The sequence below is a fragment of the Chryseobacterium sp. D764 genome (assembly GCF_019317325.1).
Classification (GTDB): domain Bacteria; phylum Bacteroidota; class Bacteroidia; order Flavobacteriales; family Weeksellaceae; genus Chryseobacterium.
Genome location: NZ_CP079219.1, coordinates 2,816,732 through 2,839,005, shown reverse-complemented (window position 1 = coordinate 2,839,005; position 22,274 = coordinate 2,816,732). Strand labels below are relative to the sequence as shown.

Sequence of the window (22,274 nt, the reverse complement as noted above, 5' to 3'; positions counted from 1 at the left end):
TTGAAAAGGATTGTTTTTTTTTTAGATATAAATTGACTGATTATGTCTTTAGCTGGATTGGTATTGGAGTATTTTTAATTGGGACCTATTGTGAAAACTATTTGCGTGTTATAGGTTGTTGCAGGAACGATTACAGAAACACCACTTATTTGTAATTGTCCATTAATGCCTGAAAAAGTAACACTATTACCCAATCCCAAAATTCCCGAGAAATTTATTGTAAAGAATGCTGTATCTACAGCTTGTGGTATTTCTACATAGGTTGTCCCACCATTGATCGTTGCAGTACAGCCAAGGCAAAGTCCGCTGATATTGGTTGTCCCGCCACTTCTTTTGGCATAAAGGTGTAGATTGCTGTTCCAGGTGGTAGGAGTATGATGCATGCTTATTCTTGCCGCCCCACTTGTGAGCAGATTTAGAAAAGATCCTGGCAGTGTTCCTGATAATGTTATCAAATTAGTAGCGCTCTGATACGTTCCGGCATAGTTTGTCCCTGCTTCGGTAATAGAAGGTACGCTTACTGTCCAGTTACTTCCACCTACAGTTATTGTTTGGCCTGTCAAATAACTACTTATTATTAAAGGAATAACATATAGATATTTTTTTAAGAGGATTTCCCTGAAAAAGTGGCTGTAGACTTTCATTTTTCAATTTTATTCTGTGATGGTGTAGGTGATGACAATTGCTGTATTGGCCTGTGCCTGTAAATTAGCATAAGTATTGGTCGTTAGAGAAATAGTGAGCGCATGGCCATTGTTGGCACCATTTCCTGTGTAGGCACCTCCAATGCCGCTAATAATTGTAACAGGAGTCGTCGTAAGGGTAACCTGTCCTGAGGAAGTTCCCAATGTTCCGCCTCCAGCTCCGGAAGCGGCAGCTGCCTGTAATCTTATATTGACTCCTGCAATAACTTTATTCACAGATGCTGTAATTTTTCTGGTAAGCCCTCCGGGTGCAATTGCAGAGGTATAGTTGACCCATTTGGAAGTATTGGGTGTTGGATTACCAAGAGCATTTCCTGCTTCGGTAGGAGCTGTAAAATTGAGCGTAAAACTTCCTGTAGGTTCTATATCCATTAAAGTTACGATAGGTAAAGTCATCGTAACAGTAGTCTGGGAATAGAATACGCCCGAGAAGATGAAAAACACTAATAACAATAGGGAACGGATCAAAATCATTTTTTCTTTTTTATTTCATTATATCCTACCTTTAAGGATTCCTGCTGGTATTTTATTTCTATTTGCTGTTTGACAATATGAATATTTAATTTTTTTGTTTCCGAAGGGTTAAGCGTAAACTGAAATTTGTCGTTCGAGACTTTATAACGTTTATCAAGACCATTGCGATAGACTTTAACGGTCCAGTCTCCGGGTCTGAGGTAAGTAAAATCAAAATCTTCACCTATAAAGCATATTTTACGGTAGGTCTGATCCTTACCTGTAGCTTCTATAATAATACTTTCTTTCTTCTTTTTCTCTTTTTTAGCAAGCAGTTCAGTAAGTCCGGTTTGATCCTTATCTTCCGTTTCTACAAACTGAATATGACCCTGAACATTAGCCGCTGTCGTTAATCCGAAATTAAAAATATTTTCCTTATTACTTAAAGAAAGAGCTGCCGGAATAGTCAATGTGGGAATATCATTGATCTCAGTTGTTGAACGGTCGATTTCCAGAAAATAATTTCCGGGAATCACATTTTTGAATAAATAATTTCCTTCCTGATCGGTAACTGAAAGGTAGCTTCCCAACATGAGTCTTATCCCTTCCGTCTTTTTTATCCCAAGATTACTGATATTTCCGGATAACGAAATATATTCAGCGGTTTTCTGTACCGGAACATTGGGACGCCAGGTATAACGCATGGAGAATATAAAATCTTTATCCCCAATTTCTCCCCTCTGCAATGAATATCTGCCGGAAACATCAATTTCATTTCCGGGAAACAGATGCTGGTGGAAGAGAAGTTCAAATAAATTTCTGTCTTTAAAATATTCTTCCGGCATATAATTGTTCTGATAAAAAATACTTAAACTAGTCTTATCAGAAAAACGACTGTAAATTCTTGCCCCATAATAGAGCTGTTTCTGGTTCTGCAGCTGGTATCTCGAGCTGATAGCATAGCTTCCGAATACATTAAAATAGGTCCTGAATTTTTGAAATGAAAGATTGGCAGAATAAAAACTTGAATTACCACTAAACCCTGTCAGATAATTGTCTGTTTTACCAAACTGCCCTTCAACATTAACCTGAAACATTCCGAGCTGCTGATCAATACTCACTTTGAAAAAACGTTCATAGTAATCAAACTGTTTTGGTTCTAAACGATCCTGATACTTTTGATAACCGCTATTAACGATAACAGATCCATTGGAGCGGTATTTATATTGTACTCCATATTGCAGATACTGTCTGTAAGGAGCTGCTAAAAACAGCGTATCTCTCTGGAAATTTTTAACATCCTGTGTATAGTTGACAAAAGCACTGAGCTTTCTGGAAATTTTATAGCTAATGTTCCCGTTAAAGGTATTTGTATTCGTAAAATATCCTGCAAATTCCGGACTTGCTTTTACATACATTAAACTTCCGTTGAACTTTTCAAAAATAGCATCAGCCTGAAGCATGTAAGCTGTTCCATCCGTTTTTTTTGTAGTACTGTAAGCCAATTCTCCAGATACATTAATGTTTCTTGATATCTTGAATTTTCCTTTGGCATAAGGAAGATGTGCATCCGAATCCAGCCTTAGATCTCCATATCGGATTTCCTCCTTTCTTGGAGTTTTGTAAAGATATCCGACCGAAATTTCTGATTCCTTCTGGATTTTGAAACTGGAATAAAGGTTAAATTCATCCTTAATATCTCTGAAAAATCTTGGATGATTATAGAATCCGCCCAGACTGAATTTGTTAAAATCATAGCGGATTTCTGCCCCGCGGCCATATCTTGCAAACTCCGTTAAATAAGATGAAGAATACGTTTTATCACCAAGATGAATAAAGAACTTATCCCGTTTATAATTCACAAAATATTCTTCATATTGAGTAAATGTATTGAGATCTACAGGATTGTGGGTTACCGACCGGAATTCGATCTGGTTTTTGTTGTCTTTATCCAGAGTCCCTTTCCCGTAAATTTCTCCCTGAAAGCCATCCTTGTAAACCCCCATATTCTGCATTCCGATAAAAGATAATGAAACGGCAACAGGAAGTCTGTGGAAGATATCGTTCTCAGATGGTTTTACGGATATAATCTGAGTACTTACATAAACATTTTGAACTTCCTTAAGATTACCTTTTGAGTATACCGAAAGATTAAGGTTCTGAAATTCATTTTGACTGAGTTCAGGGTTTGTTACTTTGTGTATTGTAATGATTTTTGATTCATTGGGTTCCAGTACTAATGAAGTATCATTGTCAAGAATGGCATTTTTACTTTCAAGATGAATATCCTCTGTTATATTACCATTATTTTTTAAGAGAAAAGAAGCCCGAATCATTTCTCCGGCCCTTACAAACTCAGGTGAATTCAAAGGAGTCAGGGAAATATTTCTGTTTCCTGAAACTGTTATTTTTGATGTTTTTGTAAAGGATATTCCGTTATTGCGGTTAGTAATGTTCAATGTTACAGAATAATTTCCCTGGCTCGTTTCCGTTGCAATACGCAAAGGAACCAGATAAACTGATGCTTCATGTGCCGCAATCTGAAATTCTCCTTTTGCTAAAATAGGTGTAATAGAAGGACTTGAGGTGGTAACTGATATCTCATAAGTCCTGTTTTCATCCGAATTATTTTCTAATGTAAAAGGAATAGAAGTTGACATTCCCGGTAATATACTATCTTTTTTACTGGACAATCGGTTCGATTGCTGTTGAGAAAAAATAAATATCGGGAATAATGATATGATAATAAATATAGTCCAAGTTCTAATCATTTTTTACTTCTAATTCCACATTGAGTGCAAATGCATTCTCTTCTTCATCCGTAGCTATTATGGCGGCTTTGTATTTGTCCGGCGGTATTTTACTGATATCAATGTAAAATGTTTTGGAGGTGTCAGGCAGCAGTCCCATCGTTAAACTTGAATACGTTCCTATTTTTTCACCTGTTTTACGGTTATAAATTTCAATGGCTGTTGTCGGTTTACAGTAAAGATTACCATTATTGGCTACAGCAATCTTCACGGTTTGCTTTCCCTCCTGTTTCTCTACTTTTACACTCTCAAACTTAAGGTCCGGTTTGGCCTTTTCTGTTTCAAAATCTGTAATGACCTGAATCGCGTAACGTATCACAGAAGTGATATTCACTCCTGCCTTACTGTCGCTGGGCTTTATATCCTCTACCGGTTCTACAATAATGACACTCCAATAGCTTCCGGGATCTCTGTTTTGATTGGGAACTGTAATCTCATAAAAAACCTCAGTTTTCTCCTTACCTTTCAGGGTAATCAGGTTGGTATTGAGTTTAATCCATTCTCCATTGGTCCGTTTATTTGTACGCAAAGCCGAATAATTGATCGTTCCGTCAGCATGGTAAGCAAAGTCCTGTAAAAATAATTTTACACTCTGAGGATTATTGCTTGTGTTTTCAATGGCTACTTTTCCCTTGTAAACCTTTCCGTTTTCAATTTTGTAAGAATGTGTAAGTCCATTGAGAATCACAATGCCCGCATGTAAAAAGCTAAACTGCAAAATCAAGGTGATCAACAGAAGAATACGCTTTATCATTATGTAAAGTTTGGAGTTAAATGATGAGTAATACAAAAACAGGAAGAAACTGAATGACAACTTCTTCTTGTTTTTGAAATAGAGAATAAAATTTTATTTAAATTCTAATTGTCGGATATCGTATAAGTAACGGTAGCTGCTACAGTGGCTGTTGCCTGTAAATCTGCGTAGGCTGCTACCCCTCCAGGACCACTTCCTGCAGCAATTGCGTACGTAAGATTGTGTCCGTTGTTGGCACCATTTCCTGTATAAGCACTTCCGATTCCTGAAATGATAGTCTGGTTGGCAGCACTTAAAGTCAACAGACCTGCAGATGTTCCCAATGTTCCTGCTCCTGCTCCGGTAGCTGCTGCTGCTGTTACCTGAAGATCAACTCCGGGAATGATAGCATTCATGGTTACACTTATATTACGGGTAGGATCTGCAACAGATTTAATGGATGAATAATTAAGCCATAAAGTAGTGTTGGCTGTTGCCGGAACGATAGGATTTCCTGCTTCAGTAGGTGCTGTAAACCCAAGGGTAATGTTTTTGGTGGCAGATGGTTCAATATCTACCAATGCAACTTCGGGAATAGAAATGGTAACCGTATGGTTATCTGTAGCGAGGTCTTGGGCGCTCAGATTCCCGGATAGAGCCAATGCAAATACAGACATTGCAATAGTTAAATTTAGTTTTTTCATGATGCAAATAATTAGTTAAGTGAATATAACAAAATTCAGTGCATTGTGAAAAAAATATATTATAATTTTTATATTATTGCTTATTTGCACTATGTAATGCATTATATTTAAAGAATAACTCAAAAAAAAACCTGTACGTTTTTGGTACAGGTTTTTATTAAATTGTAAGCGTTTTTCTATGCCCAGTGTGGATCAGAAACAGAAACCTTTCCCGTTTCTACTCTTCCGGCAAAATGCCACAGACATTCATCTGACGTTAATTTCAAATCATACCAGCCTTTAAATTTATCAAGATCAATAATTATTTTTTCTTCTGTTTTTTGTACAGAAATTGTTTTTTTATTTTTTGTGTACAAATCTTCCAGATTGATGGAGAAATTTTTCTTTTTGTTATTTCTTATAGTCAGTTCCACTTGGTTTTTTGTGGTCATATTCTCTAAAATTATCTCTATTTCCGGTGAAATACTTCCCTGAAATCTCCTGAAAAAGCCATTGGGACCGAAAATTTCATAATAATAAGCTCCGGAATGTACAGCATGGGATAATTCCTGCTTTGAATATAAGGCATATGAAAAATGATAATCCTTACTGTCGAATTGAGTCCTGTCATACACCAAAAGCGGAACGCCATTCTCTTTTAAATTGGACATTTTTATCTGTTCACCTTCTAAATTGACATGGAAATGATACGGAAGCGGATTTGATGGCTTCAGACCTCTTTCCTGAATTTCAAGTAAATTACCGTTAAGTTCATTTTCAGAATACCATTTCAGATCAGGAACAGGTTTGTTTTTGGCTGCATTGATGGTTTTAGCATAGTCTTTCTGATCCAGATAATTTATTTGTGGAACTTTTACACTGGAAGAATTGAAGGCAGACGTAAGATCACCGCATACCGCTCTTCTCCAGTCACTGATATTGTCAACATGCACATCCTTTTTGAATTTTTTCATGATAAATTTCTCCAGAAACTGCAGTACAGAAGTGTGATCCGATACTTCGGAATTTACAAATCCTCCTTTCGTCCATGGGGAGGCGATGATCATTGGAACCCTGTAACCCAATCCAACGGTTCCTTCAATTTTTTCATAATTTTTTAAAGAAGGATTGCTCATGTATTCCTGGGATTGATCCACATATTCCACCCCTTCTTTGCCGTTCATATCAACAGGCTGGCTTGGATTTACGGGTGGCGCGAAAGGGAGTACATGATCGAAATATCCGTCGTTTTCATCATAATTGATGATGAATATGGTTTTTTTCCAGGTTTCAGGATCTTTGGTCAGAATATTCAAAACTTCAGAAATATACCACGCGCCATACCATGGTGATCCCGGGTGGTCTGAGAAATGTTCAGGAGCTACCAGCCAGGAAACCAGCGGGAGTTTCTTCTCTTCCACATCTTTTCGGAACTGAAACAGTACGTCACCTTCAGGAACAACCAGCCTTTCTCCGTTCTCATCCTTTCCGATTTCCAGTTTCCAGTAATCAGGATCATTGGAGTTGGTGGTGAAGGCTTTTTCGTGAAGGTTTTTTTCCTCTTTTGAAAGTTTTGAATAATTATCCGGATGGTATTTCACCTGATCTTCCTGAACTTCAGCGAGCATAGTTTCCAGCCTTTCTTTCTGTTGAGGATTTTTTTCAATTTCCTGCTTCAGATACGCTATGATATTAGGAATATTCTGATAATATCCTTTTGAAAATTTAACGTTGAATTTTGAAAACCATTCAATAGGGTTATCGGTAAAATTACTTAACCACGCTTCCTGCTCTCCGGACATTCCTTTTGGAAGACTGATTTCATTCTGATAAATTCTCCACGAAACATTCTGTTGTTCTAAAATTTCCGGGAAACTTTTCCATTTGGCCTGCCTTGCTTTGTCATAATCAATATTTTCATTCACAACATTAGCCTTTACCTTTCCATTCTGCTGCGCTCTCAACGTTCCGGACCATAGAAATAATCTGTTTGGAGTAGTGCCGGTAAGTGAAGAGCAGAAATATTGGTCGAATATGGTAAATGCATCTGCCAGCTGATAATAAAACGGAAGATCTTCACGGTTGTAATATCCTAATGTCAGCGGAATATTTTTGTAATCTTTATTCCCTGAAGCTTTAGCCTGAAGCCACTGGTCGTATTTTCCCTTGTTCAGTGCTTTTTGCTGATCAGCCCATGAATGAGGCAGTGAGCTCATCCAGGTTGATTTGGTATTTCTTAAATCCAGGCGGGCTGGGGATGCATATTTCCCGTCATCATTCTTTTGAAAGAAAACGGATTGCCCATCCTGTTTTACAAAGGCTCTTTTATCTAAAAAACCTCTCACTCCTTTGAGAGCACCGAATGCATGATCAAATGAACGGTTCTCCTGCATCAGGATTACAACATGCTCTGCATCATAAAATGTAGACTGGGCAGCCGGATCAATGGCTAAAGCTTTTAAAATGGAAGGATGCAGAACACTTGAAGTTCCCAATCCGGCTAATAAAAGACTTGATTTTTCTAAAAATTCTCTTCTGTTCATGTTCAATCGAAATAAGAAAGAAACCGCAAGTTAATAGGATTTTCCTGCGGTTTCTTTGTTTTATATAAAATTAATCAGATTTCTATTGTAACCACCAAGGTTTAGAGTTAATATTATCATTCCCTCCATACTGAGCAGCTAAAGCAGATTTTAAATTACTGCTGTTATAGTTGTACTCAGACTGTGGATATCTGAATCTAAATGGTGCAGCAACTCCAGCTTTTAAAGGATAGTTTGGATATCCGGTTCTCAGATAGTCATAATAAGAAGTCCATTGTGCCTGGTGAAACATTGTCATGTATTTTTGAGTCATGATTTTTTCCAGCTGTGTCTGTAAAGGATCAGCATTATTATAAACTACTAAAGGCGTTGCCAGATATTGATTCACATCAAATCCTGAGAAATATTGTCCCGGATTTTTCACATAAGTCTGATAAAAATTGAAACTGGCTTTGATTGCATTGTCGTAATGTGTTTTTGCAGATCCGGAAATCCAGCCTCTTGCAGCAGCTTCAGCCAGGATAAACTCAAGTTCTGAATAACTTAATACAGAAGCAGGTTCATTGGTAGGATCTTTATAAAAACGATCGTTTACTTTGGAAATATTCTTAGCCGTGATCAGAGCGGCATTGTCAGAATATGGAGAAGTAGGATTTCCACCGTTATATGCTGTATAATCAGTAATAGCTTTTCCTGCTTCTTTTGCTCCGGTAGTCTGTGCAGCAAAAGTGAACAAACGTGGATCATGTCTGTCTTTGAACATATTGATGAAATAATCCGCCATATATAAGCTGGAACCATATCCGCTGTTGTTAAACATTGTATATCTGCTGTCGGCAGCATCAGCAAACTTAAGTTCACCGTTATCTGCAATGGAGGTCATTAAAGACTGGCTTCCTGCAATAGATGCAAATTCTGTAGCAATATTATAATTTCCTAACGTAGTTTTCTTAGATAAAGTAATCAGGATTTTAAGACGGAATGAGTTAATCAGTTTTTTCCACTTTAAAGCATCCCCGTTGTACACAATGTCACCCTCAATTTTATCATTGGTATTAATGAGATCATTGGCTTCTTTTAATTCTGATAAAATTCCGGACATAATCGCTTCCTGAGTGTCATACTTAGGCTGTGTAATTCCTGATTCACCCTTAGCAGCTTCAGAATAGGGAGCGCTTCCTACTTTTAAGCTGATATTGAAGAAATGATAAGCTCTCAAAAATTTTCCGATTGCCAGATAATTTTTATTTCCTCTCTTTTCTGCTTCCTGCATCATTTTTCCTGTATTCAAGAGGCCTTTTGTGTAAACTTCAAAAGAAGCATCATTCCATTTCATATACTGGTATGAATTCTCACCATCAGTACCAATCATCATTCTTGACGCATACATATTCTCACCATTTACCTGGAATGTATATTTTTCAACGTAAGTAAGAAGGTTTTTCGGATCAATGCTTGCCTGGTCATTAGGGTTCTCATTGATCGTATCAAGGCTGGTTTCGCATGAAGCCAGTGTCAGAAGTCCTGCCGCAAATAGAGACCTCATCAGCCACTTTGCCGTTTTACCCTTTTGCCCTTTTATATTGTTTATATTATTTTTCATTGTCTTGACGTACTTTTTAGTTAAAACTTAAGATTAAATCCGATTCCGAACCATCTGCTGGACGGATCCTGGATATCATTAGCGATATCTCCACTTCTACCTGATCTTATCTGGAAATCCGGATCGGAGTAAAGGTTCTTCGATTTTTTCCACATGGCTAAGTTGTAGGCAGAAATATTGGCAGTGAAACCTTTCACCATCCCTTTCGGATTAAGCAGCGAAGAAAAATCATACTCCAATACTACAGATCTCAGCTTGATGAAAGTTCTGTCAAAAACGTTGGCAAACTCTTCACTTTCATCCTGCGTTACCCTTGCCTGGTATGGATAATTCTGTGCCCAGTCCTGGAAACTGATAGCTTTTGTGTGTGGAGTATAAAGACCGGTAGCAGGATTGTAATTAACTCCATCCGGCACAAAATAATATGTTCCCGGATTGGCATATTCAAGATCTCTGTACGCTACAGAATTAGGATGTTTTCCTCCCCACCACATCTTCTCAACAACCTGCGACCTCATCACACCTCCGATGCTTCCATCAATTCCTATATTTAAAGAGAATTTTTTGTATTTAAACGTGTTGTTGAAACCAAAAGTCCAGTCCGGATTGAAATGTCCAAGGTTACTTGGGGTATTGGCTCTTGTCGGCATTCCTGAATTGACATCAAGAATTACTTTTCCGTCCGGAGACTTTTGCCATGTATAGTCATAATAACTGTCCATTCTTTCGCCTAACTTAATATTTTTGTAGTTCGGCATATTATCATAAATGGAAGTAAGCTTTTGCTCATATGTACTCCAGTTGATCAAGGTTTTCCAGGTGAAATCAGAGGTTTTTATGGGAACTAAACCTAACGAAACTTCAAATCCTTTCGTAGTATATTCATTTCCGTTTACATATTGTGAAGTGAAACCTGATGATTCAGCAGCCGGGAATTCAAGAATGTTATTATAATCTAATGTTCTGAAATAAGTAGCATCTAAAGTAATCCTGTTGTTCAGGAAGCCGGCACTTAATCCTAGCTCATAAGATTTTGTCTGTTCAGGTTTCAGAGAGTTTTCTACATTCAGCGTGGTAGGATAATAAGAAGTAGGATTTCCGTTGAATGTAATTCCCTCATTATTCAGATAATAATTTCTGATGGAATAAGGCTGGAAATCATACGCCACTTTAGCCCATGAAGCAGAAAGCTTCAACATATTGATAGACTCAGGTAATTTTACCAGGTTTGAAATAACAGCACTGATGGATGCAGAAGGGTAGAAGTAAGATCTGTTGGCCTTAGGAAGGGTAGAAGACCAGTCATTACGTCCTGAAATATTGATGAAGAAAGCATTGTACAATCCGATATCAATCGTTGAATAAGCACTATAAATCAACTTTTCCTTCAGATAGGTATAATTTTTAAGCGCTCCGATAGAGTTTTCAAATGTGTATACTTCAGGAGTTCTCAATCCGTCCGTAGATCTTTCATTGTTATTGTTTTTGAAATAAAAAGCTGAACCTCCTGCATTGATTGTGAAATCAAAGTTTTCAGATATCTTTTTCTTGTAAGTAGCCAGAACATCATAGTTAAGATTCCATGTTTTATTATCTTTCAGAATATATCCTCCACTTCTTGGCGCACTGTAATTGAAATAAGAATAAGGACTTAGTATTTCCGTTTTGCTGTGGTTTTCCACGAGGGATACTTTCCCTTTTACTGAAAGATCCTGAGTAGCCTTATATTCTAATCCTGTCTGAGCATTGATGATATTCGTTCTGTTCTGATTTTTATAATACTCAGCGCCGAACCATGGGTTGTTGTACCATGCATAGTTCCAGTTGGCCTGTGCTCTTCCTTCTTGTCCGGGAATCCACATATGATTTTTCAGTGCCTTTCCATCTACGTCGCCTCCCATCCAGATCAGAATGGTATACATATGTCCGCTTGGGTTGTAATCGTAGTTAGGGACATTAGGCGTAAAAGCCTGATTGAAATTGAATTTCGTATTAAAGATTAATTTATCCCCCAAATGGTTTTCAGACGAAAAGTTGAGCCCATATTTTTGAAGATAAGAATTCGGAACTCGGTCATCGTAGTTCATGAAGTTTCCTGAAAACCTGTAGATATCTTTATTATTTCTATAGCTTATGGCGAAATTATTGTTGTTGATAACCGCAGGCTTTAAGAATGTACTTAAGTTATCATGGTATTTCCAGTCAATGGGAACTCTTTCATACCTTGATTTATTATCATATTGAGTTCCTGTCACTGCTCCATACCATGGAACTACCTGTCCTGTTACTTTATCTCTGATCGGGCTGTTCCATTGGGCAATTTGTAAACCAGGAACGAATTTTGGTCCCCAGATCATATCCCCGTCATTCACCCCGCCATCGGCTCCATCCCAGAATTCGTACTTTCCATGAGATCCGTTTCCGTATTCCGTTTGGGTTTTTGGAAGATTGGTAAATCCTGCCGTAATCATGGTGTTCTGAGAAAACTCTACAGAGAATCCTTTCTTCTTAGCTGTTTTTGTTGTTATTAAAACAGCTCCGTAACGGCCTCTGGAACCATACAGTGCAGAAGCAGTGGCACCTTTCAGTACATTGATATTCTCAATATTGTTTGGATCTAAATTCTGAAAAACTTCCTTTTCTACAATTACTCCGTCAATCACAAAAACTACATTGGAATTTCCTCTCAAGGTAAATTGTGGTGCCTGCTGCATTCCTGTCGGATTGGAAACACTCAGACCGGCAACCTGTCCTGAGAATAAATTACCAATACTCGGTGTTGTAATGGTTTCAAACTGTTTGGTTCCCACTTCCTGGGTAGAATAACCGATTTTTTCTTTCTTCTTGGCAATACCTAATGCGGTGATGACAACCCCTTCAATCTGCTTTTCGTTTGGCTTTTTTAAGACAACAGAATACTGTTTTTTTGAAGAAACCTCAACGGTATAAATAGAAAAATCAGGAGCAAAAAACTCAAGAATGTCTTTCGGGTTTGCAGAAATGGTAAAATTACCATTTTCATCTGTAGTGGCAGTCTTTCCTGTATTTTTATCAGTGATGTTTACACCGGAAACACTAGAGCCATTTTCTGATTTTACATTTCCGGAAATATTGATTTCCTGTGCGGAAAAATATAGAGGAAGTAAAAAAACGGCAAAAGTAGCTAGAGTCTTCTTCATTTTTTTTGAAGGCAAATTTAGCGGAGCACTGTTACCTGTACTTTAATGATGTATTAAAATAAAAATACGATTTAATATTTTTTAACATGAAGAGTTAATAGAAAGGTAAAATGAAAAATATCCTTTGTATGGGAATTTTTGTTTTATTCTATAAATATTACTATAAGGTAGGAAGCTGGAAGAGCGAGGCTGGAAGTTACTGTGGTGTTGTCAACTTCTTGCAATCCTTAGTAATAAATTTTGAAAAAACTTCGGTCTTATGAAAGAAATAAATTGCGAAACCAAGACTCCGATAACTTCTATCCTCCAGCTTCCTTCTTCTTTTCTTTTTTAAAACCTGCTCAGGATTCCCCAGTGAATTTTGGTATCATTAAACTTAAAAGGATTTCCAAACTCGTTACCATTAGACAGCTGAAAGCTCATCAGACCGATAGGAATGAAGAAATTGAAACCGAGTCCGACACTGTAGAGTTTGGGCCTTACATTCAGTGATTTATTATTAAGCTGTCCATATTGTCCAAAGATGTCGAAGAATGCCTGACTGCCGATCAGATACCGGTATTCCAGACTTCCATAATAATAGAAATCGGCGGCCAGTGATTTTTCATTGAATCCCCGCATGGAGTTCCAGCCCCCGAAACGGTATAATTCGTTGGTGGTGAACTCTACTTTAGAATCCATCATGGCACCTTCTCCCTTAATGTTCAGGAAGTGGTTTCCGGAGATATGGTAATTGTGTTCTCCAAAGAAATAAAACTGGTTTTGGTTGGCTTTGATATTGTCTTTAGAATAGGTGGTTGTTAAAAAATCGTAACCAGCATTGATCCTTGTCTTATAAAGGAAAAGGTCAATATCAGTAGGCTCTGTCATTTCAAACCATACTCCGAGTCCCTTTTTGTTATAATCTTTCCCCTGCACATACAGCGTGTCAATAATGGTAGAGGATTCCAAAGTTGCCCTTAAACCTATTTTGTTACGGTTGTTGATATGGTAATAGAAGGCAGGCAGGAATTTTACATTGGCAAATGTAGAATCCTGGCGATAGATATTCACTTTTGCATTCATCCCGACATTCGATTTGAACAGATATGGGATATCCACCTGAAGATCAAAAGTCTGCCCTCTATCCGGGTTTCTCTGCCAGTATAAATTGACGGTTTCAAAACCGTTGAACATATTCCTGAAATTTACATTCATGGTTCCGTTTAACGTAAACTTGGAGGTTTTGTCATTCCCGAAACCGATTACTCCGTCAAAAGTATTGGTCTTTTTCTTTTCCAGGAACAGGTAAATACTTGTAGAGTCTTTTGTAAATAAAGTTTGCGGCTGCCGTTCAAGAGTCAGAAAAGGATGGCTCTGAAATGTTTTATTGATGGCCAAAAGATTTTTATCATCGTAGTTTTTGCCTTTAAATTCCTTTTCAAGATTTTTGATGAATCTTTTAGGAACTTTTTCATATCCTTTTACGACAAAATTATTGATCGTTCTTTTATCGTTCTTGTTAATGTCAAGTTCTACGATGGGGTAGCCGTTTTTCTGTCCCTTATATTTGGATTTGATTCTGCTGAAAGAATATCCGTCATCAATATAAGTTTTGTTGATGCTTTTCTTGGTGGAATCTAAGTTTTTAGTGAAAAAATCTTTCTGAATCTTTAGCTTCTGAACAAGAGAATCAGTGAGGTTTACATAGGTTTCATTGAAATTCTTGCCTTTGTCAAAGAAAATTTCAGTGCTGTCACCCTTTACTTTTACATCCTTAAGTTTGGTAAAGAAATAATTATTCTGAGCTAATGAATCCAGAAACTTTACTGCGGAAGTAGAATCTTTTACTTTTTTCCTGACATTGGTTTCTGTATCAATCAGCCAATACTGCTTTTTCTGCGCTTGTGTAAAAACGCAGAACAGCACAAAAAATATTTTTAAAAGTAATTTCAATTTATCAGCTTCTGAATGTGAAGAGGATTGAGAAATCTTCAGTACAAAAGATTCTTCACTGCATCGCATTCTGTTCAGAATAACTATGCGCCCTATCAATCAACTAATTTTTATCCAGTTTATTATATTTTTTCATTAAATTCTCATAAGTTCCCTGTGGAAGAATCCATTTCAAAGGAACCCCGATTTTCTGCCCGAATTTACCAAAATAATAATGAGCTTTCCACTTATTTTTTGCTAAAAGTTTTTCAATGTATTCTGCAACTTCCAAAGGTTCAGTTCCATCGTTCACATGAGAGTTCATCAGAGCATATACTTTATCAAAAACATTTTTATAAGGTTGGGAAACTTGTGCAATAACTCTGTTGTCTGCAATATTGGTTTTGATATCTCCCAAATGCAGTGAACATACTTCAATATTCCAAGGGTATACTTCATACCTCATTGCTTCCGTTACTTTATCCAGCGCAGATTTTGAAGCCGAATAAAATCCGCGGAAAGGCAGACCCATCTCACTTCCGATGCTGGAAACATTGATGATCTTCCCAAATTTGTGTTCACGCATTTTCGGAAGAACAGCGCTCATCATCTGTACAGGTCCGGCAAGATTTAGGCTGAACAATTTTAAAATATCTTCTTTCGTAGAATCTTCTACTGCTCCTACCATTCCCATTCCAGCATTATTGATCAGAACATCAATTCTGGATTCTGTTTTTAAAACCTCAGCGATAGCATTCTGAACGGCTGTGTTATCGGTAACATCAGTGGGTATAGATCTGAAATACTCACTTTCTGTATGCTTTCTGCTTAATCCGTATACTTTATGCCCTTTTTTACCAAAATATTCGGCCAATGCAAACCCGATCCCTGATGAGGTTCCTGTAATAATGATGGTCATTGAATTTGTCTGATTTTATTGTTTTTATTTTTCTTCTGATGCCAGTGAGACGTTTTTAAAGGTCTGTGTTCAAAAGTAAAATCTATTTTCAGCAAATGTAAAAAAAGAAAAATGAACTCAGTTATTTATTATTCCTGAAATAATTTTAATGATTTACTGATCTATTGCTATCAGTTCATAATAAACTTAAGACAAACTTAATCTCAATTCTGCATGCAATATCAGAGAAATGATTACTTTTAATTACTTATATAATTGATATACAATGTTTTACTTACAACGTGTGGTAGGTGGTGTCTTAAAAAAGCTAAAATTTATTAATAAAAACATAAGGAAACCTTAATGGGGCGGGGGAGCGGACTGATCTAATTTTGCACCTAATCAAAAAGGAGATCATGAATGTATTTAAAATCCCTGTCTCAGTAACGTATTTAACGGGAAGGGTATTACTTATTGGTGCAATATCAGCTTCACCGATGTTCCTCGCTCAGAAAAAAGACAGCTTAAAAGAAAAATCCATCGACGAGATTGTTGTTGTAGGATACGGAACACAGAAAAAAAGTAAAGTTTCCGGCGCTGTTTCGGAGGCTTCGCTGGATAAGCTTACTTCCAGATCTTTGTCTGGTGTAGGAGAGGTTCTTCAGGGTAAAGCTCCCGGAGTAACTGTAGTGAACGAAGGTGGAGATCCTAACGGCTCACCTAAAGTAAATATTCGTGGTCTGGGAGGAATCAATGGAGAAACTCCTCTTTATGTAGTAGACGGAGTAGTTTTTAATGGAACACCCTCTATTAACCCAAATGATATACAGGATATTTCTGTACTTAAAGATGCTTCTGCAGCCATTTATGGAGCAAGATCTTCCGGAGGGGTTATCCTGATCACCACTAAAAAGGGGAAAAAAGGAAATCTTACCGTAGATTTTGATGTAAAATATGGAGTGAACCAGGCATGGAGGCTAAAAGAGTCTCTGAATGCAGCGGAATTTCAGGATGTAATGTACAAAGCATATGAAAATGCCGGGAAACTGGGAAGTTTACCCATTGCTTTTAATCCTAACCAATATCCGGACGGAAGAATTACCAGAACAGACTGGATGAAAGAAATTTTCAGAACAGGAACTATTCAGGAATACAATGTTAACCTAAGCGGAGGAAGTGAGAAATCCAGATATTTTGTGGGAATGAACCATAGAAATCTGGAAGGAATCTTACTGAATACGCAGGCAAAACGATATAATTTCAGAGTCAATTCTGAACATAAAGTAAAAGATTGGCTGACGATTGGAGAAAATATGTATTATAATTACTCTGACGGCAATACAGCAGATACAAAAAGTGGTTATACGGGAGCTTTAGTGGCTGCAATGTACTATCCACCGAATGTTCCGGTATACACACCAAGCGGAGCTTTTTCCGGATTACCAATTGATGTGGCAGGAGGTTACGGAGATATGATCAATCCGGTAGCTTATCTTAAAAGGATCAGTATCAGAAATCCTACGCATGAGATCTTGATCAATCCATATGCTGAGATTACGTTGGCTAAGGATTTAAAATTCCGTTCTAACTTTTCGCAGACTTTTAAACTGGGTGATGTAAAAAACTTTACCTATAGAGTATTGGAAGTCGGGAAGATTTTTGATACGAATAATTTAGAGTACCAGTCCAATAACTCATCTACAGCACTTGCAGAGCAATTGCTTACCTATAAAATTGCTGCAGGAAAACATAATTTTGATTTCCTGGGAGGGTTTACTTTCCAGAAAACAATTGATGATGGTTTTGTAGCAAAAGCCTATGATTTCAGAAGTGAAGCTGAGGTTTTCCAACATCTTCAGAATGCTGCAGATACCAATAAAGATGTTTCCAGTTACAGATTCAAGCAATCTTTGGTTTCTTATCTGGCGAGAGTAAATTATGACTATGCAGGAAAGTATATCATAAGTGTATTGGGAAGACGTGATGGTTCTTCACTGGTAGCAAAACAGAACAGATTTGCTAACTATTATGCGGTTTCCGGTGCATGGGTAGTTTCGAAAGAAAATTTTATGAAAGATATTTCATGGCTTTCCAGTCTTAAACTGAGAGGAAGTTATGGTATTCTGGGTAACCTTGGAGGGATTTCTCCACAAGCTGTTAATCCATTAATGACCAGAGATAATAATGTGATTTTCGGACAGGATCCTTCTCAAAATATTGCTTATTACGCAACTACACGTCCGAACCCGGATCTGAAATGGGGGAAATCTGAGCAGACTAACTTTGGGGTAGATGCTTCATTCCTCCACAACAGCCTTTCTTTACAGTTTGATTATTTCGTAAAGAATTCCAAAGATCAGATTTTCAATGTAAGCTTACCAAGTACGGCAACATATAATAATCAGTATGTGAATGCAGGATTATTTCAGGATAAAGGATTCGAGTTGGGAATCAATTACAACAAAGTAGTTTCTGATGATTTCACATTCTCTGTCGGAGCTACAATGAGTCAACTAAAAAACACGGTGAAGCAGCTTGCCAATGTGAATGAGATCTTTATCAATGATAATGGAGTAAGAGGTGTGCTGAAACCAACACGCGTGAAAGTGGGTGATCCTCTCTATTCTTTCTATGGTTACAAGACCGGAGGAATTTTCCAGACTCAGGAAGAGATCAACAATTATAAAGATGCCAACGGAAATCTTATCCAGCCGAATGCAAAACCAGGTGATATCAAGTTCCTGAAGAAAGAAGGTAACACAGGAGTGCTTAATAATAATGACTTTGTTAATCTTGGTAGCCCATATCCTAAGTTTTCTTACGGATTTTCTTACAACATGACATGGAAAAACTTTGATCTGAACTTATTCTTCCAGGGCGTATACGGAAATAAAATATTCAACGGGATGAAGTTTATTTCTTTGAACCCGGGTGGTACAGGGCAGAACTACAACATGGATAAAGATATCCTTAATGCATGGACTCCTCAGAATACGAACACCGATATTCCAAGACTGGTACACGGAGACCCAAGCGGTAATTATTCCAAAGTATCGGATTTCTATGTGGAAGACGGATCTTATCTAAGGCTGAAGAACCTTACCATTGGTTACTCATTACCAAAAGAATTGTACAGCAAGCTGGATGTGAATAAGGTGAGAATCTATATGACTTCCAATAACCTGTTTACGATTACGAAATATACAGGATTTGATCCTGAAGTAGGAATGAATTCTTATGGTGTAGATACCGGAAGATATCCTCAGGCACGCTCATTCATCTTTGGGGTGGAGATCGGGTTATAATTTTTAACTAACAAAAAAGTAAAAAATGAAATTTTTCAATAAAATATTTTTAGTATCAGGAATATCCGTAATGCTTTTATCATGTACAGGAGAGTTGGATGTTCAGCCGGAAGGAACACCTACTGAAGCCAGTTTCTGGAAAACGGAAAATGACCTGATTACCGGTGCTAATGCCATGTATAAACCTTTGTTCGACGGTGAATTTTACGGAAGAGGACTATTTTGGTTTATCAACGCCAGTGATGATATGGTAACCGGAAGAGCAAAGAGCGAAGCGGATAACGCAAAAAACTTCAGCAGTAATTACATCGCAGCGGGAGATCTTGAAACTCAATGGAACAAAAGATATAATGTAATTGGGGTGGCCAACCGTGTGATCCGTAATATTGATAACATCCAGACTTCACAGGCCATTAAAAATAAATACCTGGGAGAAGCTTTGTTCATGAGCAGCAGAATGTATTTTGAACTTTCTTATTCTTACGGAAATGAAAAAGCGGGAGTGCCTATTATCGACCGTTCTAAGGATCCTGATCCAAACCCGATTCCGAGAGCAGCCAATGTGATGGAAAATTACACCTACATTGTAAACGATCTGAAAAGAGCAGCAGAATTATTACCTACTCAGGCAGAACTTCCTGCAAAAGATTATGGCAGACCACATAAAGCTGCAGCATGGGCACTTTTGGCAAAAGTATACTTGTTTATGAAAGACTGGAAGAATGCAGAATTCTGGGCTAATGAAGTGATGACAAAAGGAAACAGAGCTTTGCTGGGTAATTTTGCTGACGTCTTCAAAGCTGAAAACAACTACAGCTCAGAATATATCTGGTCTGTCCCCGGGACACCTAAGTTTACAGCATGGGGAAGTATTCTTCCGGGCGTAATGCTTGAAAATAAAGGATGGGGCGAATATAACGGATGGGGATATTTTCAGCCTACAAAAGAACTTTATGACGAATATGAAACAGGGGATCTTAGAAGAAGTGCATCCATCCTGAAAATAGGTGACAAATTTACCTTTAACGGGAAAGAAAGAATATATACTTCTACCAATTCACTTACCGGATATCAGTTCAATAAATATATGGATGCTTTCAAATATCAGCTTAACAGCGGTCATGTGAGTGCCAACGGAGATTATCCGTGTACGGATCTTGCCGTTCCGATCATGCGTTATGCTGAGGTTATCCTTATCAAAGCAGAAGCTGCATTGATGCAGGGGAAATCTGCAGATCAGGAAATCAATATGATCAGAGTACGTGCAGGTTTATCTCCGAAAAACGGATGTACAATGGCAGATCTTAAACATGAAAGACGCTGTGAGCTGGCAGGTGAATGGGCAGACAGACACAGAGACCTTGTACGTTGGGGAGATGCACAGGCAGCTTATGCCAAGCCTCTGCATGGTATTAACGGACAGGAGGTTTGGGCAGCAAGAAATTTTAATCCAGCTGTACATAATGTTTGGGCAGTTCCGCAGGCTGAAATCGTAAACAGTCATGGAATCATCAAGCAAAATGAAGGCTGGTAACATCTTAATCTTATATATTATCCACTATATCATTGCAGAAACTTCTGTGATGATATAGTTTTTTACAGAAATTATGAAACGGAAACTATCAAAAATTTTGGCTGTACTGGCCCTGGCTGTTTTTTCTGAAAATCAGGCACAGAATTATTTAAACTACAATGTTGGCAATGCACATTCACATAATGATTACATGCAGGAGATCCCTTTCTGGCAGGCTTATTATGCCAACTTTGGTTCCATAGAAGCAGATGTATTTCTTGTAAAAGGTAATCTTTGGGTAGCTCATACCGAAAAAGAACTTTCTGCAGACAGAACACTGGAAAACCTTTATCTCGATAATATTTCAAAACAGATTAAGCTGAACAAGGGGAATATCTATCCGGATGCCGGCAAAAAACTCCAGCTGCTGATTGATATTAAGCAGGATTATAAAACATCATTGGATGCTTTGGTGGCTACATTAAAAAAATATCCTGAGATCACGGGAAATTCAGGAATTAAAATTGTGATTACCGGCGGAAGACCCCAACCGACAGATTTTAAAAACTATCCAGACTATCTTTACTTTGATGGAGATCTTGACAAAAATTATTCTGCAGACCAGTTAAAAAGAGTAGGAATGTTCAGTGCAGATCTTCCCGGATTGGTAAAATGGAATGGAAAAGGAATCCCAAGAGACGAGGAAACGACAAGGATTAAAACTGCTGTTGAAAAAGCACATTCCCAGCAAAAACCAGTGCGTTTTTACGGGGCTCCGGACTTTCCTAATGCATGGGTGAATTTTATGGATATGGGAGTAGATTATATCAATACCGACCATATTCCGGATCTAAAAAAATTCATGAACTCTATCCCGAAAAACTTTTATAAAAATACAAAAGAATACAGCACCTATACTCCGACTTATGCATCAGACGGAGTGGTTAAAAAGGTAAAGAATGTGATCCTTCTTATACCAGACGGAACTTCTCTTCCGCAATACTATGCTGCCTTTACAGCCAACAAAGGAAAGTTAAATGTTTTCAATATGAAAGCTACAGGACTTTCCAAAACCAATTCATCCAATGCCTATATTACAGATTCAGCACCGGGTTCTACAGCATTTGCAACAGGAGTGAAAACTAAAAATACTTTTGTAGGAGTTGACAATATGGGAAAAGCACTCGCACAAATTCCTGATATTATCGCTGAGAAAGGAATGGTCTCCGGATTGATTTCTACGGGTGATGTTACAGATGCAACGCCTGCTGATTTCTATGCACACTCAGACAATAGAAATAGTTCCGAATCTATTTTGAAAGATTTCGCAGCTTCAAAAACGAGAATTCTTATCGGAGGCCCTACAAACGGACTGTCTCAGGAAAATGTACAGAAATTTAAAGATGCCAAAGTCGATTTGTATAAAGATTTGAAATCAGTTACTGCAATTAAGAACCGTACTTTGGTGATTGATCCTCTGGCTTCACAAAGAATAACCAACGGAAGAGGAAACTGGCTTTCCGATGCGTTCGATCTTACCTTAAATAATTTAAAGAATAATAAAAACGGATTCTTTATGATGATAGAAGCTTCTCAGACTGATGGAGGAGGTCATAGCAACAATATTGAGCAGCTGGTTACAGAATTACTGGATTTTGATCATGTGGTTGGTAAGGCAATGAAATTTGCTGATGAAAATAAAGAAACCCTGGTAATCGTGGTGGGAGATCATGAAACAGGTGGTTTGACGCTATTGGACGGAAGCCTGAAAGATGGCTGGATATTCGGAAACTTCAGTACGAATGATCATACCTCCATTCCGTCAAGTGTTTTTGCATACGGTCCGAACTCTAAAGAATTTACAGGATTATTTGAAAATACAGAGATTTTCAACAAGATATTGGCAGCCTACGGAATACAGAAATAACTTTTGATT

At 37.7% G+C, this 22,274-nt stretch carries 13 protein-coding genes; 3 read left to right on the top strand and 10 right to left on the bottom strand.

Going from position 1 to position 22,274, the window contains the following annotated elements; translation table 11 throughout:
- Positions 1 to 74: 74 nt before the first annotated feature.
- From KYG33_RS12865 to KYG33_RS12820, 10 genes are all read right to left on the bottom strand, one after another.
- A complete protein-coding gene (locus KYG33_RS12865) occupies positions 75 to 563 on the bottom strand; it encodes a hypothetical protein (protein ID WP_219071867.1) in 489 nt (162 codons plus the stop codon).
- Positions 564 to 653: 90 nt separating this feature from the next.
- Complete coding sequence (locus tag KYG33_RS12860; RefSeq protein WP_180564729.1) at positions 654 to 1,178, bottom strand: hypothetical protein; 525 nt, start codon at positions 1,176 to 1,178, stop codon at positions 654 to 656.
- Complete coding sequence (locus tag KYG33_RS12855; protein WP_257468775.1) at positions 1,175 to 3,817, bottom strand: hypothetical protein; 2,643 nt, start codon at positions 3,815 to 3,817, stop codon at positions 1,175 to 1,177. Before KYG33_RS12855 ends, KYG33_RS12860 begins: the two co-directional genes overlap by 4 nt.
- A gap of 103 nt (positions 3,818 to 3,920) precedes the next feature.
- Complete coding sequence (locus KYG33_RS12850; protein WP_180564727.1) at positions 3,921 to 4,721, bottom strand: WxL protein host-binding domain-containing protein; 801 nt, start codon at positions 4,719 to 4,721, stop codon at positions 3,921 to 3,923.
- Positions 4,722 to 4,825: 104 nt separating this feature from the next.
- Positions 4,826 to 5,404, bottom strand: a complete 579-nt coding sequence (locus KYG33_RS12845) for a hypothetical protein (protein WP_077418757.1) — start codon at positions 5,402 to 5,404, stop codon at positions 4,826 to 4,828.
- A gap of 176 nt (positions 5,405 to 5,580) precedes the next feature.
- Positions 5,581 to 7,926, bottom strand: a complete 2,346-nt coding sequence (locus KYG33_RS12840) for a phosphocholine-specific phospholipase C (protein ID WP_077418758.1) — start codon at positions 7,924 to 7,926, stop codon at positions 5,581 to 5,583.
- A gap of 82 nt (positions 7,927 to 8,008) precedes the next feature.
- Positions 8,009 to 9,529, bottom strand: a complete 1,521-nt coding sequence (locus KYG33_RS12835; RefSeq protein WP_232539019.1) for a SusD/RagB family nutrient-binding outer membrane lipoprotein — start codon at positions 9,527 to 9,529, stop codon at positions 8,009 to 8,011.
- Positions 9,530 to 9,549: 20 nt separating this feature from the next.
- Positions 9,550 to 12,708: a SusC/RagA family TonB-linked outer membrane protein gene (locus KYG33_RS12830; protein WP_219071865.1), complete on the bottom strand. Its 3,159-nt coding sequence runs from the start codon at positions 12,706 to 12,708 to the stop codon at positions 9,550 to 9,552.
- A gap of 330 nt (positions 12,709 to 13,038) precedes the next feature.
- Positions 13,039 to 14,742: a hypothetical protein gene (locus tag KYG33_RS12825; RefSeq protein WP_232539018.1), complete on the bottom strand. Its 1,704-nt coding sequence runs from the start codon at positions 14,740 to 14,742 to the stop codon at positions 13,039 to 13,041.
- 4 nt (positions 14,743 to 14,746) lie between these two features.
- Complete coding sequence (locus KYG33_RS12820; RefSeq protein WP_180564723.1) at positions 14,747 to 15,541, bottom strand: SDR family oxidoreductase; 795 nt, start codon at positions 15,539 to 15,541, stop codon at positions 14,747 to 14,749.
- A 395-nt stretch (positions 15,542 to 15,936) separates the two neighbouring features.
- Between KYG33_RS12820 and KYG33_RS12815 the strand changes: the two genes are divergently transcribed.
- From KYG33_RS12815 to KYG33_RS12805, 3 genes are all read left to right on the top strand, one after another.
- Complete coding sequence (locus tag KYG33_RS12815; protein WP_180564722.1) at positions 15,937 to 18,825, top strand: SusC/RagA family TonB-linked outer membrane protein; 2,889 nt, start codon at positions 15,937 to 15,939, stop codon at positions 18,823 to 18,825.
- A 25-nt stretch (positions 18,826 to 18,850) separates the two neighbouring features.
- The gene (locus KYG33_RS12810; RefSeq protein WP_219071864.1) at positions 18,851 to 20,359 is read left to right on the top strand and encodes a RagB/SusD family nutrient uptake outer membrane protein; all 1,509 of its coding nucleotides are present in this window, start codon (positions 18,851 to 18,853) and stop codon (positions 20,357 to 20,359) included.
- 73 nt (positions 20,360 to 20,432) lie between these two features.
- On the top strand, positions 20,433 to 22,265 hold the full coding sequence (locus tag KYG33_RS12805; RefSeq protein WP_219071863.1) for an alkaline phosphatase: 1,833 nt from the start codon (positions 20,433 to 20,435) through the stop codon (positions 22,263 to 22,265).
- Positions 22,266 to 22,274 lie beyond the last annotated feature (9 nt).

Bases quoted from the DNA above. Each gene is read 5' to 3' on its own strand.
- KYG33_RS12810 (WP_219071864.1), top strand. From the start codon at position 18,851: ATGAAATTTTTCAATAAAATATTTTTAGTATCAGGAATATCCGTAATG.
- KYG33_RS12820 (WP_180564723.1), bottom strand. From the start codon at position 15,541: ATGACCATCATTATTACAGGAACCTCATCAGGGATCGGGTTTGCATTG.
- KYG33_RS12850 (WP_180564727.1), bottom strand. From the start codon at position 4,721: ATGATAAAGCGTATTCTTCTGTTGATCACCTTGATTTTGCAGTTTAGC.
- KYG33_RS12860 (WP_180564729.1), bottom strand. From the start codon at position 1,178: ATGATTTTGATCCGTTCCCTATTGTTATTAGTGTTTTTCATCTTCTCG.
- KYG33_RS12830 (WP_219071865.1), bottom strand. From the start codon at position 12,708: ATGAAGAAGACTCTAGCTACTTTTGCCGTTTTTTTACTTCCTCTATAT.
- KYG33_RS12805 (WP_219071863.1), top strand. From the start codon at position 20,433: ATGAAACGGAAACTATCAAAAATTTTGGCTGTACTGGCCCTGGCTGTT.
- KYG33_RS12815 (WP_180564722.1), top strand. From the start codon at position 15,937: ATGAATGTATTTAAAATCCCTGTCTCAGTAACGTATTTAACGGGAAGG.
- KYG33_RS12835 (WP_232539019.1), bottom strand. From the start codon at position 9,529: ATGAAAAATAATATAAACAATATAAAAGGGCAAAAGGGTAAAACGGCA.
- KYG33_RS12845 (WP_077418757.1), bottom strand. From the start codon at position 5,404: ATGAAAAAACTAAATTTAACTATTGCAATGTCTGTATTTGCATTGGCT.
- KYG33_RS12840 (WP_077418758.1), bottom strand. From the start codon at position 7,926: ATGAACAGAAGAGAATTTTTAGAAAAATCAAGTCTTTTATTAGCCGGA.
- KYG33_RS12855 (WP_257468775.1), bottom strand. From the start codon at position 3,817: ATGTCAACTTCTATTCCTTTTACATTAGAAAATAATTCGGATGAAAAC.